Below are 15,109 nucleotides of genomic sequence, written 5' to 3'. Positions count from 1 at the left end.
TAGAATGGCTTTAAAGATCATCGCATCCCAATGTACCCAATGCGGGGCCTGCGAGTTCGAATGTCCTTCGGAAGCGATCAAGTTCAAGGGCGACGCCTATGTGATCGATCCAAACAAGTGCACCGAATGCAAGGAGGCCTTCGATACGCAGCAATGCGTGTCGGTCTGTCCGGTACCGAAAACCTGCGTTCCCGCTTGATTCCTACCGAAACGGTCGGGTTCGCCGCACGACGACGCCTGCAACCCGCGACCACAACAAAAGCCTCGAGAAAGGAATGGACAGCATGTGGTCCAGACGCGAACAGGAGGTCGAAATCGGCAGACCGCCACGGTTCATGCAGGGTGAGCGGGTCCGTGCGATACGCCACATAAAAAACGACGGCACCTATCCCGGCAAGGAGATCGGCGAAAACCTCGTGCGGAAGGGCGACGAAGGCTACGTGCGCGACATTGGAACCTTTCTCCAGCAATTCTTCATCTATGCGGTCGAATGGATCGATCGTGGCACGGTCGTCGGCATGCGAGCGCGCGAACTCATTAGCCTCGACAAAGTCGAGGTTCCCTGCGGAGCTGAAGGCATTTCCAACGGGGGAACAGCCGGATGAAAGTAATGATTCGCAGGACCGCTACTGGCTTGTCGGCTTATGTCCCCAAGAAGGATCTCGAAGAGCCGATCACCGAGATTGAGAACGCTGACTTATGGGGCGGGACCGTGACGCTCAGGAACGGTTGGCGGCTCATGCTGCCCGACCTTCCGCGCGACACGCGTTTGCCGATCACCGTCGAGGCGATGAAGATTTCCGACGGGGCCTGATGCCGGTGGGTTCAGTGGCGGAGAGGAAACGCGTATGAACACGATGCTGAGCTGGGACCATCTCGTCGTCGTCCGGGGCAGTTTTGCCAAAAAACTGATTGACCTGCTGAACGGCGCTCTCAAGGCCGATCGAGTGATCCCCTATCTCGGTCCTGGTCTTCTGCAGCTTAACCCACCGGAATCACCTGTACCTTGCACCCCTGAAGATGTCGCCGCGGCCCTCAACAAGCGGGCGCCTGCCCCTTCCAGGATTCGCACCAATATGTGGTCGGTCGCGCAGTTTATCGAGCAGCGCCGACATCGTCGGACTCTCCAAGCGTGGATGGCGGAGATATTCGCAGCCCCCGCCGAGCCGACCGTTCTTCACGCCTGGCTCGCAACCCTTCAACTGTCTGTCATCATCGACAGCTGGTACGATGGCGCCATGCGAGCAGCCCTTGCAGAGGCCGGCCAAACAGACGTTGTCGAGATACAAGGAACGACGCGCGCGACCGGAATCGGTAACATCTGGACGAGAACTTACGATTTGTCAGGAACAGAACTCGAGGCCGAACAAGTGGCTAGGACGGTGCTCTATGCGCCGCACGGCAGCGTCAGGCCGGCGGCAAACTTCCTCGTGGCTGATTCCGATTACGTCGAAGTCCTAACCGAAATTGATATCCAGACGCCGATCCCGGACGCGGTGAAGCAACGGCGCGTCAACCGGGGTTTTTTCTTCGTGGGCTGCCGCTTCAACGATCAGATGCTGCGCACATATGCCAGACAGCTGATGAAGCGCTCCACTGGCCCACATTTTGCGGTGATCGATTCGGCTACGCTGACCAGAAACGAACGTCGTTTCCTTGCCGAAGGCGCAATCACGGTCATCGACATGCCGATCCGCAACGCCGCGGCTCGCCTCGTCGGGGTCGATGCTAGCCAGGATTAATGGCCGGCGATTGCTGGTGAGTCGCTGCTTGCCTCCAAGGGCGAAAACTCAGTTGGGAATACATTCGTGAGTAGTAATGCTAGTGGCAGCACAACGTAGGCTCTGAATTCGTTGGGCGATGTGAAAGGGTCCGCTGCTGCGGGACGTGAGCACGTTGCGGCGGCATTACGCACATGATCTTGTGACCCCCGTGGCAAAAGAACTGAAGCGCCCGAGTCGCGACAACATATGCAGCGCTCAATGGCTTCGACAAAAATTCGGCACAGTTTCGACAGTTCGCATGCACCTCCAGGGTCAACGAGGTTGATTATGCCTGTTTATGTGGGTCGGCCACGCGAGCAGGAATTCCCACTACCTTTGCCCCGGCGGGAACATCTCGTGTGACCACGCAGCCAGCGCCTACCACTGCATTATCACCAATCGTGACGCCAGGCAGAATGATTGCTCCACCGCCGATCCAGACACGGCTGCCAATGTGAACAGGACGCCCGACCTGCAGGCCGGCCTGCCGCTGCTCGGCATCATGTGGATGATCGGCGGTATAAATCTGCACAGCAGGCCCAATTGCCGTTCCTTGCCCGATTTTGACCTCTACCACGTCAAGAATAACGCAGTTGAAGTTGATGTAGGCATTGGCTCCAATGCGGATATTGAATCCGTAGTCGCAAAAAAAGGGCGGACGGATGACCGTTCCGCGCCCAACCTCTCCCAGCCGCTCGGACAAAAGCTCATGCCAATGCCCCGTGGTCTGCCCCAGCGTATCATTGTACCGCTTGAGCCAAGCCCCGGTGGCCAACAGGTCAGCTTGGATCTCCGGATCCGCCGCATTGTAAAACTCGCCTGCGAGCATCTTTTCTTTTTGGCTACGCATCATAGTCTCCCGTCAGGTCGTGTCCCGTACAGTGATGCAGGAACGCACATCAAACTGCCTCGGCAACTTTGTAACTCGGTCTTGCCGGGCGCGCGGTCGGTCACGAGCCGGGGCGACAGTTTCGTCTCGACCAACTTCCGCGAATTTGGATATCGCAGATCAACCGGTCGCAGGGGCCAATACCTGACGAGGTCGGCAACTGTCCAGCGGTCGAACTCACTTTCATGCCCATCTCAGATTGCGTGATATCGAGCGGTAAGCCATCAGCTAATGTATCGACCAGGTCCCGCCAGCGGAGATCTGCGCGTCGCCTCTACGCATGCTGGCGTGTCACCAATAATACATCGATTATTTCTGGATCCAGGCACGTCGAATTGATTTGCCTTGCGGTGTAGAGCGAAGTTACTAGCCATAGGATTACTCCTTTTTAGTTTGTCAGTCGCAGAGCCCCAGTATGACTACGTGGTAGAAAGCACACGGCCGGAATCTTGGCAGCGCTGTTCACACCCACTTCGTAAGCCTGGCCGATGGGCTCGCCAGAGCACCAATGCTTGACCTGCTCCAGCTCTTGCTCGGCGGGTTGTTTCAGAGACGCTTGATCTCGATACCGCGTTTTCTCAGCACGTAGCCGATCTGGCGCGGGGTCAAACCGAGCAGGCGCGCCGCCTTTGCCTGCACCCAGCCACACTTTTCCATGGCAGCAATGACCGTATCGGCATCGGGCACCCTACCACGACTCGTGGCAGGGCCTATCGGCGCTTGCCCGTCGCCGACGGGCGGGGCGGCACAGGCGGCGGAAGGCTGGATCGTAGTCGACTTCTCTGACGTCGGCGGTCCGTTCTTCCACAGCGCCGCGGCCAAGCACTGATCCGCGTAACAGGCAAAGTCAGTTCTGAGGATTGATGGACCCGTCGCCAGAACTGCCGTCCGTTGAACGCAGTTTTCGAGCTCTCGGATGTTGCCTGGAAATTCGCAGTTCATTAGCACCTCAATCGCTTCGGGAGCGAAGGTCAGCGTGTGATCATTCTCAGTATTGAAATTCTTGAGAAACTGAGCGGCCAAGAGCGGAATATCACCTCGCCTTTCGCGCAATGCCGGCACGCGTAAAGTGACGACGTTGATGCGATAATAGAGGTCTTGCCGGAACTCCTTGCGTTGAACTGCCGTTTCCAAGTCCCTGTTCGTTGCGGCAATCACGCGAACATCAACTTTAATGGTGTGGTTGCTGCCGACGCGCTCAAACTCCTGCTCCTGCAGGACACGCAGCAGCTTAGCCTGGAACGAACCTGATATTTCGCCAATCTCGTCCAGAAACAATGTGCCTTTGTCGGCAGCCTCAAAGCGCCCCTTGCGCAAACTGCTCGCGTCGGTGAAGGCACCCTTCTCATGACCGAACAAGTCAGATTCCAGAAGCGTCTCGGTGAGCGCCGCGCAATTGACCTTGATGAAGGGCTGCTTGGCGCGAGGCGAGAGCTCGTGAATGGCTTTGGCAACCAGCTCCTTACCGGTTCCGGATTCACCTCGCAACAGGACCGTAGTCTTCGCCTTGGCCACCTTGACAAGGTGCTCACGCAGCTTGCGCAGCGCCTGACTATCGCCAAGCATCTCCTTGCTGATCTTTTTACGTTCCATTTGGCAGCCCATCCCACTCCGCCACCCGCCGGTAGAACTGCACTGGACGGTGAGCTGTGTTGTATTTCGTCATCATCATTCTCGATCTCACCTTTGTTGCTTCGAAATTTTCGGCGCGCGGACGCCCTCGGCAAATGGCAATGGCGCCTGAGCATCGTTGCCTTTCACCAGGACGAGCGTCTTCCTCCGCGCGGGCGCTCGCAATATGCGGTTTGCGCAGGCCTTTACTCGACCGGTCGCTGTTCTGTCCGGCTTCTGCCGCACCGCAGCCTGCAAACTCATCCTTGACAAGAAAGGAGGGGAGTCAACCGAGCTCTCCTTGCATTTATGCAAGGAAAATTGTCAGTTTGATAGAATTCTATCAAAACGGCAGAAACGCCCCGCCCCAGTTTGGCTGTACCTGCGGCGTTCAGCGTACGTGACGACATGTGCGGACTTGTCCCAATTGCCATCCGAGTTGTGCGGAACAGTAGCTGCTGCGCTGTTCGCTTCAACCGCGTGAGGCCGGAGACAGTAGAGACGGCGGCTCGTCGAGCGAGGTTTCATTGTTCGGCTACTAAACCGGCTGTCCTTTGGTGGGAGTTGGTTTCGCCCAAGTTCTGGGCCTGGGGGCGTCTAGCCCGTTTCGCCGCACAGGCTCCTTCCACATCGTCGAGGCCGAGAAGGAGGGACCCCACAGCTCTCCCTGTATCACAATGCCCCGCCCCTCAAGCAGCTAGATACGACAGGTGACCTCAAATGAGGCGTCTTGCATGGCTTCTACACCTGCCTGAATGCCAGAACTGCGTTCGTACCGCCCATGGCGAAGGCGTTGCTCATGGCGACGCGCACCTTGCGCTCGCGCGGCACATTGGGTGTGATGTCGAGGTCGCAAGCGGGATCTGGCTCGCGATAGTTGGCGGTCGGCGGCACGACGTCCTCTTGGATTGCCATCACGCAGGCGATCATTTCAAGCGCGCTCGCTGCGCCGAGGCAATGCGCGTGCGTGGACTTGGTGGAAGAGATGGACATCGAATAAGCGTGGTTTCCAAACACACGCTTGATCGCCGCCGTTTCAGTCTGATCATTGCTTTTGGTACCGGTGCCGTGCGCGTTGAGGTAGTCGACGTCCTCGGCATTCAGCCCGGCATCGGCAAGGCAGGCGCGCATCGCCGACGCTGGCCCCTCGACAGATGGCGCGGCAATGTGGAAGGCATCGGCGGAAAGGCCGACGCCGGCGATCTCGGCAAGAATTGTGGCACCACGCCTCGTGGCATGCTCGTAGCTTTCCAGCACGGCCATGCCCGCACCCTCGCCCAGCACCAGGCCCTTCCTATCGGCGGAGAAGGGCCGGCAGGTATCGGGTGAAAGCACGCGCATTGCTTCCCATGCTTTCAGCACGCCCCATGCGAAGGGTGCGTCGCTGCCTCCGGAAACCATTACGTCGGCCCGGCCCAGCTTGATCTGGTCCACCGCCGAGGCGATCGCATGGTTGGCCGAGGCACATGCGGAGGTCACCCCGAAGACCGGCCCGCGCAAGCCGAGGCTCAAGCTCACCTGGCCGGCGGCGGCGCTTGGCATCGTTTTGGGTACAGCGAGGATGCCAACTCGCCTCGCGCCGTCCAAAAGGAGGGCCCGGTAAGTTTCCTCCATCACATCCCAGCCCAAGCCGCCGACGCCCACTGTCGCGCCGAAGCGATGGGCATTCCCCTCGTCGCAGGAAAGTCCGGCCTGCCGCATGGCTTCGCGCGCTGCAAGCACGGCGAGCAAGCTGAAGCGGGCCATGGAGACGAACTGCTTGCGATTGATGTCGTGCTGGGGCAGCGCCTTGATCTCAGCGCCGGTCATGCCCTCCAGGTCATGAAGCTCGGAATTGGCGATCGGGCCGATGGCGGAGCGGCCTTCGCGCATCTCTTTCCACATAGAGGCGGCGTCGGTGCCCAGTCCGCACAGGCCGCCCACTCCGGTGATAACGACGCGCCTGTCCATTCAAGCCTCCTTCGCAAGCAAGCCGCGGACGGCTTCCACGACGTCGCCGACATTCTTGAGATTGGACCAGGCATCGGCCGTGTTCATGTCGATCTTGATGCCGTAGGCCTGCTCCACATCCCAGAGGACGTCCGCCAAACCCAGCGAATCAAACCCGAGCGCGTCCAGTTCCGTGGCGATTGTTATCTCGCCGACGAATGACGTAGGCATTCCCTCACCGCTCTCCGACTCGGCGCGTTTCTTGATCAGGGCAATGACGTCCGTTGCGAATTGATCGGCCATTCTGTTTCCTGTCTTTCTTTCCCGCGTTTCGACCTGGACGCGGCTCAGTTCCTGAGGCGCGCCGCGTCGCGAAAGCCATCACGCTTGGGCAACTGACAAAGCCCAATGCTCATAAAGCCGGATCAGGTCCGGCCGGTGTGTGGCGTAGGTGCAGTATGACGATGTGAGCCGCTACACCGTGCGCGTCTCCCAGTCTGTCCATAGGCTCGGAAGAAGTCGGACCCGGTCAGTTGCAACTCCCTTTCCCAGCACTCCACTGCCCGGTAGAGCGCATGAAAAATCTCCTTTCGGGCGGTTTCTTAAGACGCTCGCCACGCCATGAGGCAGTGGGGGCATCGGTGTGCGTCAGGTGCTTCTGCCCATGCAGGATTCCAGAACATTGATGAAATCGTTTGTTTCGATGAAAGGCATCCACACTTTGGATAGTTGACCACGCGTTTCAAAGATCGTGAACTACATCTCGTCGTTGTGCTCGACGCACTCCCGACAGAGCGCAACCTCATGGGCGCGGCATGCAGGATTAACCGAGCCCAGCCGGTCATGAGTGCGGCCGGCGCTCGGCTGCTCGATTATTTGCGCGATAAGCTCGCGACCATGTCCGCGGAGGTATTCAAACTTAACGCTGCGTCCGGGAGCTCTTGCCCTCCAGTTCGCGACGCTCTCCCGCCCATCCAGTGCTCGTTTATTTCGTCGGATAGTTTGACCCGGCTCTACCGAATCGCCGCTTCAGGATCATTCTTCCCGATTTCGTCACGCTCGTATTTTCTGCCGCGTCCTACACCGATTGGGCGCGAACAAAACTGAGCGCCTTGGAACCCGAACCCGTGCGTCGTGACCGGGAGCATCCGGGGCGAACTCATCCGCTCGGGGGCATCGCATCACCGGACGGCGACAGGCACGGTCGACCGGCATCTCGGCATCGGCTGGGAATTCGTCCATGGTCTGCATTGGCGACGACGCTTCCTGAGGCCACGTAGCCCTTATGCCAAGCTGGGCGCCCGGTTTGCGGCATCCGTGCCTACCCTCTTCGGACCTCGTGGGTTCCAACCGGCGACGAGGCGTGCATAGGCGCCCTCGGCCTGCTCCACCCAGCGGCGCTCTTCTTCCCGGTGGCTCTTTATGTTGTAGGCGTGCGCTCCCTTTTGGCCGCGCACAGCCTTGCTCCCGGCCTTGAGTTCCACATCGCGCAAGCTTCTTGGCATGCAGGGAGGGTCGAGCCTACGCGTAACTCTCGCCCTTCTCAACAGATGACAGATCACGACAGAGAGTTTGCGTGCGGTTGCCACGGCCGCGACATGCTGTCCGCGCCGGGCTCGCACGCCGCAGGGAGAAGGCTCGCAACGGTCCGGGAGCACGAGCGGCCGCCCAGGCCGCCTCGACGAGCATGCCGCGCGCATGACCACGGCCCTGCTTGGTGATCCGCCCATGGTAGGCCGGACCTGGCCGGACTGCTGGACGCTTGGGTTCAACCCGAGATAGGTCACGAGCTTCTGCGGATCGTCGAAGCGCGACACGTCGCCGATCGCCGCCCTTCATCGCCAGCGCGACGGTGATGTCGACGCCGGGAATGGTCATCAGCCGCTTCACGCCTTCATCCTCGAGAGCCGAGCGGACAAGATCGCGTTCGATGACCTGGAGGTCTTCGCCCAATCGGTCGAACTCGCGCAGATGCCCATCGATCGCGAGGCGCTCGTCCTGCGGTACGACCTGCTCGATTACCAGGTCCGACCCTTGGCGCCGCACAGGTCGGCATGCGGGCAGGACGGATCAGGTGGCTATGAAGGATCGACTGGATGACGCTCTTCAATCGAGATCTCTGTCGGACAATCTGATTGCGCCGTGTCACCTGTCGACGCAGAGCCTGCGTCGGCTCGTCCGCAATCCAGACTTCTGGCAAGAAGCCGCTGGCATAGAGCTGCGCAAGAACGTCGGCGTCGATCGTCGTTTTGATCTTGGCATAGGCAACGATAAACACCTGTTTCGGCTTGGCGATCCCCACCTTCTTCACATGCGGCGCAATCACAGCTGCAGCGGACGTCGCGCTGCCGGTGGCCTCGATCACCCCGACATCGTTCGGCGACAGCTTCGCGGCGAACGCCGCCAGCAGATCGCGCCGCATGTCGACGCGGCCGAGTCGCCTGAGCCTGCCCTCCTCCCATGCCACTGCTTCGGCGAAGGCGCGGTGAATATCCAGTCCGATGATAAGCATGCCCGTTCCTCCTTCTTGGCTCGGTCAAAGACGGGAGCTGGCGGGCAACACGACATCTACTGATCCGCGCTCGCAGCGCATCCGGGAAAGTCGCCAGGGGCGGCCATGTAACGAGCTCGGGCTCTCAGCCCACGGTCTATTGACGGCCTGCCTGCACCTTTGTGCTCCCGGTGCCCCACGTCCCGGATGGGCTCACCATAAGGGCGTTCCAAAACAAGAACAGCAGGACGAGAAGACACCACAGATCACATACCGGATAGCGGCAAGGCCAAGCGCTTCGTTCAGATAGGCTTGCGCCAATGGGCTTAGGCCGAGCCTACAACAGCTCTCAAAAACGCTGCCGGACTGCTGCATTGGCTCGCCGATACAATTGGCACAGGCCTCACGGCAGCTTAGGATCAAACCGCCCATCAGTCGCCTCGGACTGGAAAGGTGCACCCTATTAGATTCCACGCCCAGCTAGGTCGGGGCCGCCGAAGACGCTGGTTGATAGCCCGGCGCCATCGGCCCGGCGTTTCAAACTGCCAATCTCTGACCTGCACAGTACGAACGATTGCTCGCTTCGGCAGATCACGCGGCTCATATGTCGGACCTTAACGTCATCCATCATAAACTTTTTGCGACAAAAGATTGCAAGAATGCTAAATTGTTAAAGTCGTTTGTTTCGGTTAAAGGCATCCATCCCATGGATGGCTGATGACATGCGTTTCAAAGGACTTGATCTAAATCTCCTCGTTGTGCTCGACGCACTCCTGACGGAGCGTAATCTCTCGGCGGCGGCACGCAGGATCAACCTGAGTCAGCCCGCCATGAGTGCGGCCGTCGCCCGACTGCGCGATTATTTCCGCGATGAACTGTTTACGATAAGAGGTCGCGAACGATTTCTAACCCCGCGTGCGGCAGCATTTGCCCCCGCAGTTCGCGACGCTCTCCAGCACATCCAGTGCTCGATTATTTCTTCGGATCCGTTTGACCCAGCTCGAGCCGATCGCCTCTTCAGGATCATTCTTTCCGATTTCGTCACGCTCGTGTTTTTCGAAAAGCTTGTGGAGCGTATTTCACGGGAAGCCCCCGCCGTCAGCTTCGAACTGCTGCCTGTCGACGATAGCCCCGATGAGCTTCTCCGGCGCGGTGACGTCGATTTTCTAATTCTACCGGATATGTTCACGTCGAGTGTGCATTCAAGCATTGCGCTGTTTGACGAGAAGCTCGTGTGCGTAGGCTGTCCCACAAACAAGCAGCTGCCACAGCAGCTTACATTCGAGAGATACATGTCGATGAGGCACGTCGCGGTCAGGTTCGGGCGTACGATGAAGCCGTCTATCGAGGAATGGTTTTTGCTTGAGCATGGCCTTAAGAGACGTGTCGAGGTCGCCGTGCAGGGCTTCAGCATGATTCCACCTATGGTGTCCGGCACAGCTCGTATAGCGACCATGCCCTTACGGCTGGTCAGGCATTTCGAAAAAACGTTCCCCCTGCGGGTTATCGAACTTCCGCTGCCATTTCCCACATTCACCGAGACCCTCCAATGGCCGGCCCTCCACAATAGCGATCCGGCAAGCATCTGGATGCGGGAGATAATGATACAGGAGGCATCTCGGATGGCTGCCCCGCTGTGAACCCTCGGAAAATTCAGGCGCACCTATAGTCACTACACCTGTCACCATCTACTTTGACGACAATAGCCCTCGCCGGATAAAGTCGATGCTGGCGGCAAGTGCGCCTGCGAGATCGTCCAGAGAATGGACTTCCTCGATCAGCTCGAACGAGAAAGGTCCCGCGTAGCCGCCATCCAGCAGCGCCTGAATCTGGCTGCCATTGTCGGAACCTGCAAGAAAGCGATCGGGGTAAATCCAGAAGGTCGGGTCGTTTACGCTTGAAATGTGCACCAGGCCGGTAAGCTCGCAGAACAGGCATGTCTCCCCGGCCAGGGTGTGGTGGAACGTGTCGTGCACGAGGCGAAAGACGGACTGGCCATCAACCGCGGCAACGGCCTCGGCCGCTTCCTTCTTTGATCGAAGCGAGCAGGTTCGGAAACCCAGCGGCTCGATGAGACCGATCAGACCCCGCGACTGGAGGATTGGCTTGATCTCGTTTAGAGCGAAACGAAGATTGTCCTGGCGCTCGCTATTGGTGGGCCACGAGCTGCGGTTGGCCGGCACCAACACGAGCGTCTCTGCCCCGCACGCCGTCGCATAATCGGCGAGGTTGCTTGCCTCGGCCTGACGCGTTGGAGTCCAGTCGTTGAACCGCTGCAAGGCGTTGACAGAGATGATCGTGACGCCCGCTTCGGTAGCGGCAAACCGAACGTCCGCAGCCGGAATGCCGCGTGCGACAGGATTGCTGAAATGAGGGTAACGGATTTGGACGTCGGTCAGGCCTTGGTCACGGGCAAGCGCGAAAAGCGCACTGACGTCAAGGCGGGGCGCCGCCATGTGATCGAGTGCAAAGCGGGGCGATACCTGGCGCATTGCTTGACTTTCCTTCCATGAAGCGCGGCTGCCATTTCGGCATCCGGCTTCTTTCAAGACGGAACCACGCCGGTTCACAGATCGGACAGAGACGGCCGAGTCAATCGAGCTTTCCTTTCATCGGTGAAAGGAAAATGGGCGCTCATGATAGAAATCCATCAAGGTCAAATATTTTCCGGAAGATAAATGTCGAACGGCAGAAATGTCTGCCCCGGGCTCTCCGCGACGCCGGCTTTGATGGCCCGCTCCATTGCCATTATCAGCTCCTGGCAAAGTCGGCGCATTGGCGTGCCGACCGCCATCGTCAAGATGTCATCCGCAAGCGCCCCACGTGACTGCGGCGTCATTTCACTCACGATCGCGACGAGATCCTGACCGCTCCCCTCTTCTCGGAGCGCGGAAATTGCTCCCTCTATACCCCCGCCGGCCATATAGAAGCCGACGAGCTCTGGTTCCCGCTGCATAAGATCCAGCAATTTTTCGTAAGTGAGCTGCCGTTCATCAAGGTTCACGAGCGGATCAAGCACCTCGAATTTGGGCGCGTTCTCACGAAAATAGGCACGAAAGGCCGTTTCCCGCGTCGCATGCGCCTGGAAGCGATGGCTTCCGACAAACACCGCCACCTTGCCGGGCCGTTTTGCGGCCTTGGAAAACACCCAAGCGGCAGTCCGTCCGACCTTGCTGTTGTTGAGGCCGATGTAGCCCTCGCGCACGCCATCGGCGAAGTCGGATAACAGCGAAAATACCGGGATACCTTTCGCCTTGAGCTCCTCGACTGATGCTGTGATTTTCGGGTGATCGGCCGCCACCATGGCGATCGCCTGGCAGCGGCTTCCAAGGTCCTTAAGAAGCGGGAGCAGGTCACGCGGCAAATGTGACTGCGCGAACTCGATGATCGGAAGGCCGTGGAAGGATTTAGCCATACTGACCGACTCTTCAATATTGCGAGCGAAATCTTGGTAAAAATCGTGGGCAGGTTTTCTCAAGATGAAGCCCAGCTTGTAGTGCGGCAGGTGCTGCTGCAAGCGCTGTTTGATGAGACCGGCAGCATGATAGCCGATCGCGTGCGCGGCCGCATGGACCCGCTGGGCGGTCTCCTCTCGCACCGGAAGGCGGACGTTCAGAACCCGATCGACTGTTGCTACGCTGACTCCGGCTTCGCGGGCGAGATCGGCAATTGTGACGCGCTTTCCCCTAGCGATTCTGATCGGCCGGTCCTCCGTCATCCGGTGCGATCCCGCGACGGCTTGGGGCGGCAAGCTGAAATAGTTACCACACCCCACGGTTGATAACGCATTCGACGAACAGCGCTCCATGCGGACCCAGATGAGTTTCCGTGAACCGTTCGTTTGCTTAGGGGCTTCATGGTGTTGTATTACTCTCCGCGTTAGTACACTATTTCCAGCGCTCTTTGGAGGCCGGCAATTCGACTGCTGTGAAGGCCGTGACTTACACGTCGCGCTATTGCTTGCTTGCGGGGAGCCCGTTTGATGTAACCCTAACCGCGGAAAGCGGCTTCCATCCGGGACTGGTCCAATTCGCCTTCCCAGCGAGCGACAACGAGCGATGCCACCGCATTACCGACTAAATTCGTCAGCGCGCGGCATTCCGACATGAAGCGGTCCACGCCAAGAATTAGAGCCATTCCGGCAACGGGAACACTCGGCACGACAGACAGAGTAGCGGCCAATGTGATGAAGCCGGCGCCGGTGACGCCTGCCGCACCCTTCGAGGAAAGCATCGCAATTAGCAGCAGGAGGATCTGATCGGCAATTGACAAATCTGTGTTCGTCGCCTGCGCGATGAAGAGGGCGGCGATCGTCATGTAGATATTGGTGCCGTCCAGATTGAATGAGTATCCAGTAGGGATGACGAGACTTACGACCGAACGCGCGGCGCCGGCCTTCTCCATCTTCTCCATGAGCGAGGGCAGCGCGGCCTCCGAGGAGGACGTTGCCAGGACAAGCAGCAGCTCGTCCTTGATGTAGCGGACAAGAGAAAAGATCGAGAAGCCGTTGCAGCGGCAGACCACGCCGAGAACCCCGAACACGAAGAGGAAGGCGGTCAGATAGAACGTCGCGACCAGTATCGCGAGGTTGGCCACCGAACCGATTCCGTATTTGCCGATCGTAAAGGCCATAGCGCCGAAGGCGCCGATGGGTGCAGCCTTCATCAGAATGCCGACGAGCTTAAAAATGGGGGCGGTGAGCGCCTGGAGAAAGGTAACGACCGGCCTGCTCGTCTCTCCGGTCATCGCCAGAGCAATGCCGAACAAGACCGAGAAGAACAAGACTTGCAGGATGTCGCCTTCCGCGAAGGCACTGGCAATCGTTGACGGGATGATGTTCATCAGGAAGCTGGTCACGGACTGCTCGTGAGCCGTGGCCACATAGCCCTTAACGGCTTCGACATCGAGCGAGGCCGGATCGATGTTGAGGCCGGCGCCAGGCTGAACGATATTCGCGACAATCAGCCCGACAACGAGTGCAAGCGTCGAGAAGGTAAGGAAATAAACCATCGCCTTGGCGGCAACTCGGCCGACCTTCTGCAGATCGCTCATGCCGGCAATGCCGGTCGCAATTGTCAGGAAGATGACAGGTGCGATAATCATCTTGATGACTTTGATGAAGGCATCGCCGAGCGGCTTCAGGCTTTGGCCGGTTTCCGGATAGAGGTAGCCAATTGCGGCTCCAAGGACCATGGCGGCAAGTACCTGCACGTAGGTCCGGGCAAAATGGCGCTTGCGGGGCGCTGCGATCGCGCGGGGGACTCTTGGAACCAACATCGTTTCTCTCTCCCTGACCGGATCGGGGTGGGGGCTCCTCCTTCTCCCATGCTGCGCTCCGGTCGAGCGCTGCTGTCATCTCGGAGCAAGCGCCGTGCCAACTGGACGCCTGTCCCGTCCAGCGAGATTGGTGCAGTTGCGCACTGGAACCCTCCACCTTGCCGGAATTCTGCACTCGAGGCTCGCCAAAGATCGCGTCTGAGGAAGTGCTTCATCAGAGAGGGAATTGACCAGGTCGCCTTGCGCCCGTGCCCTTTGATGTTCGCCGCAGATCGACTGCCGGTTGCCTTGGTGACTTTGGTTTGTCAGTTTTGGAACGGAATGCGCGCAAACTGCAGGATATCCTACACGCCCATCAGAGCACGCGGTACAAGCGATTAAGCGTAGGAGCGCATTGAATCTCCGAGGTCAAAAAATCTTGAATAAGGTCCGCGTGCGAAGTGAATCCGCAACTCGTCAAAGTTCTCCACCGTTTGATCAAGCGGTCGCGTTTCCTGGCGCTGCAAGATGGCGTTATCTGATGGCTCAAGCGCTGGAACGCCCAGGAAATCCCAAACCGCTCCCAAGCATTGGGCAGGTTCGTGAAGTAGGCTCTCGTATTCCATTACAAGCAGGTTGGTCGACGTGAAGGAGTCCATAACGCGAGCGTGAAAATCGTCGGCGGCTTTGAAATAAGCCTCACAGTCGGCGATTGACAACCTGACGCTCGGTGGCCGAGCGGTATCGTTGTCCGAGCTGAACTTCAGCCACTGACCGCTTTCCCTGGCCTGCACAAAGGATCGGAGCGATTCCAATACGTTTCGGCGAACAACGAGGATGACCTTGAGTGCTGGCCAACGAGCTAATTCCGCAAAGAATGCTGGACGCTCGCGAAACTGAGGTTCATTGATCTTGCAGCCAAGATGCGTCACATTCTTGTAGTCGCGCATAGGGCAGCGCACATAGGCAAGCTCAAGAAGCTCGCGATCCGTGCCTAGCAGGCGATCCGTGCTGGGCCAATTGGGATCATATTCGTTTAGCAACTCACCGTTACTCAGAACGGTCGGATGCTCGTTTAGCAATTCTTCTAAATAGTGTGTTCCGGTCCTTGGCATAGCAAGGATCACAAAAGGCTCAGGAGTTGGTTCGTTGTGGGTCATTGCATGTGTA

General features: G+C 58.7%; 13 protein-coding genes and 2 pseudogenes. 5 read left to right on the top strand and 10 right to left on the bottom strand.

Annotated features, from left to right (window positions below; translation table 11 throughout):
- The first annotated feature begins 4 nt into the window (after positions 1-4).
- From EJ074_RS18100 to EJ074_RS18085, 4 genes are all read left to right on the top strand, one after another.
- Positions 5-199: a 4Fe-4S binding protein gene (locus EJ074_RS18100; RefSeq protein ID WP_024505232.1), complete on the top strand. Its 195-nt coding sequence runs from the start codon at positions 5-7 to the stop codon at positions 197-199.
- An 85-nt stretch (positions 200-284) separates the two neighbouring features.
- Positions 285-605, top strand: coding sequence for a nitrogen fixation protein NifZ (locus EJ074_RS18095; protein ID WP_024505231.1), 321 nt, complete (start codon positions 285-287; stop codon positions 603-605).
- Positions 602-814 (top strand): putative nitrogen fixation protein NifT, encoded by a 213-nt coding sequence (gene nifT, locus EJ074_RS18090; protein ID WP_024505230.1) that lies wholly within the window; start codon positions 602-604, stop codon positions 812-814. Before EJ074_RS18095 ends, nifT begins: the two co-directional genes overlap by 4 nt.
- Positions 815-848: 34 nt before the next feature.
- On the top strand, positions 849-1,742 hold the full coding sequence (locus tag EJ074_RS18085) for an SIR2 family protein (RefSeq protein WP_024505229.1): 894 nt from the start codon (positions 849-851) through the stop codon (positions 1,740-1,742).
- Positions 1,743-2,049: 307 nt separating this feature from the next.
- Here the strand turns inward: EJ074_RS18085 and EJ074_RS18080 are convergent, their stop codons facing one another.
- The 6 genes and pseudogenes from EJ074_RS18080 to EJ074_RS30765 all read right to left on the bottom strand — a co-directional run.
- Positions 2,050-2,616: a sugar O-acetyltransferase gene (locus EJ074_RS18080; protein ID WP_024505228.1), complete on the bottom strand. Its 567-nt coding sequence runs from the start codon at positions 2,614-2,616 to the stop codon at positions 2,050-2,052.
- Between the two features lie 582 nt (positions 2,617-3,198).
- Positions 3,199-4,242, bottom strand: a pseudogene (gene nifA / locus EJ074_RS18075) (nif-specific transcriptional activator NifA); the annotation flags it as partial.
- 762 nt (positions 4,243-5,004) lie between these two features.
- Positions 5,005-6,213: a beta-ketoacyl-[acyl-carrier-protein] synthase family protein gene (locus EJ074_RS18070; RefSeq protein ID WP_126057636.1), complete on the bottom strand. Its 1,209-nt coding sequence runs from the start codon at positions 6,211-6,213 to the stop codon at positions 5,005-5,007.
- A complete protein-coding gene (locus EJ074_RS18065; protein WP_126057635.1) occupies positions 6,214-6,495 on the bottom strand; it encodes an acyl carrier protein in 282 nt (93 codons plus the stop codon). It abuts the gene before it with no gap.
- Positions 6,496-7,713: 1,218 nt separating this feature from the next.
- Positions 7,714-8,238, bottom strand: coding sequence for a transposase (locus EJ074_RS30770; protein WP_245265439.1), 525 nt, complete (start codon positions 8,236-8,238; stop codon positions 7,714-7,716).
- A 91-nt stretch (positions 8,239-8,329) separates the two neighbouring features.
- Positions 8,330-8,704: pseudogene (locus EJ074_RS30765) on the bottom strand (IS110 family transposase); the annotation flags it as partial.
- A 701-nt stretch (positions 8,705-9,405) separates the two neighbouring features.
- Between EJ074_RS30765 and EJ074_RS18055 the strand changes: the two are divergent.
- The gene (locus EJ074_RS18055; protein WP_024505887.1) at positions 9,406-10,323 is read left to right on the top strand and encodes a LysR family transcriptional regulator; all 918 of its coding nucleotides are present in this window, start codon (positions 9,406-9,408) and stop codon (positions 10,321-10,323) included.
- A gap of 48 nt (positions 10,324-10,371) precedes the next feature.
- Here the strand turns inward: EJ074_RS18055 and EJ074_RS18050 are convergent, their stop codons facing one another.
- The 4 genes from EJ074_RS18050 to EJ074_RS18035 all read right to left on the bottom strand — a co-directional run bounded on the left by EJ074_RS18050 (position 10,372) and on the right by EJ074_RS18035 (position 15,099).
- Positions 10,372-11,175, bottom strand: a complete 804-nt coding sequence (locus tag EJ074_RS18050) for a TIM barrel protein (protein WP_024505888.1) — start codon at positions 11,173-11,175, stop codon at positions 10,372-10,374.
- Positions 11,176-11,339: 164 nt separating this feature from the next.
- Positions 11,340-12,401 (bottom strand): LacI family DNA-binding transcriptional regulator, encoded by a 1,062-nt coding sequence (locus EJ074_RS18045; RefSeq protein WP_024505889.1) that lies wholly within the window; start codon positions 12,399-12,401, stop codon positions 11,340-11,342.
- A 272-nt stretch (positions 12,402-12,673) separates the two neighbouring features.
- Positions 12,674-13,960, bottom strand: coding sequence for a dicarboxylate/amino acid:cation symporter (locus EJ074_RS18040; RefSeq protein ID WP_126063813.1), 1,287 nt, complete (start codon positions 13,958-13,960; stop codon positions 12,674-12,676).
- A 377-nt stretch (positions 13,961-14,337) separates the two neighbouring features.
- Positions 14,338-15,099 carry a sulfotransferase gene (locus tag EJ074_RS18035; protein ID WP_024505871.1) on the bottom strand — a complete coding sequence of 254 codons (762 nt, stop codon included), beginning with the start codon at positions 15,097-15,099 and terminating at the stop codon, positions 14,338-14,340.
- Positions 15,100-15,109 lie beyond the last annotated feature (10 nt).

Source organism: Mesorhizobium sp. M3A.F.Ca.ET.080.04.2.1 (genome assembly GCF_003952525.1).
Lineage (GTDB): Bacteria > Pseudomonadota > Alphaproteobacteria > Rhizobiales > Rhizobiaceae > Mesorhizobium.
This window is presented reverse-complemented; position numbering and strand designations above follow the sequence as displayed.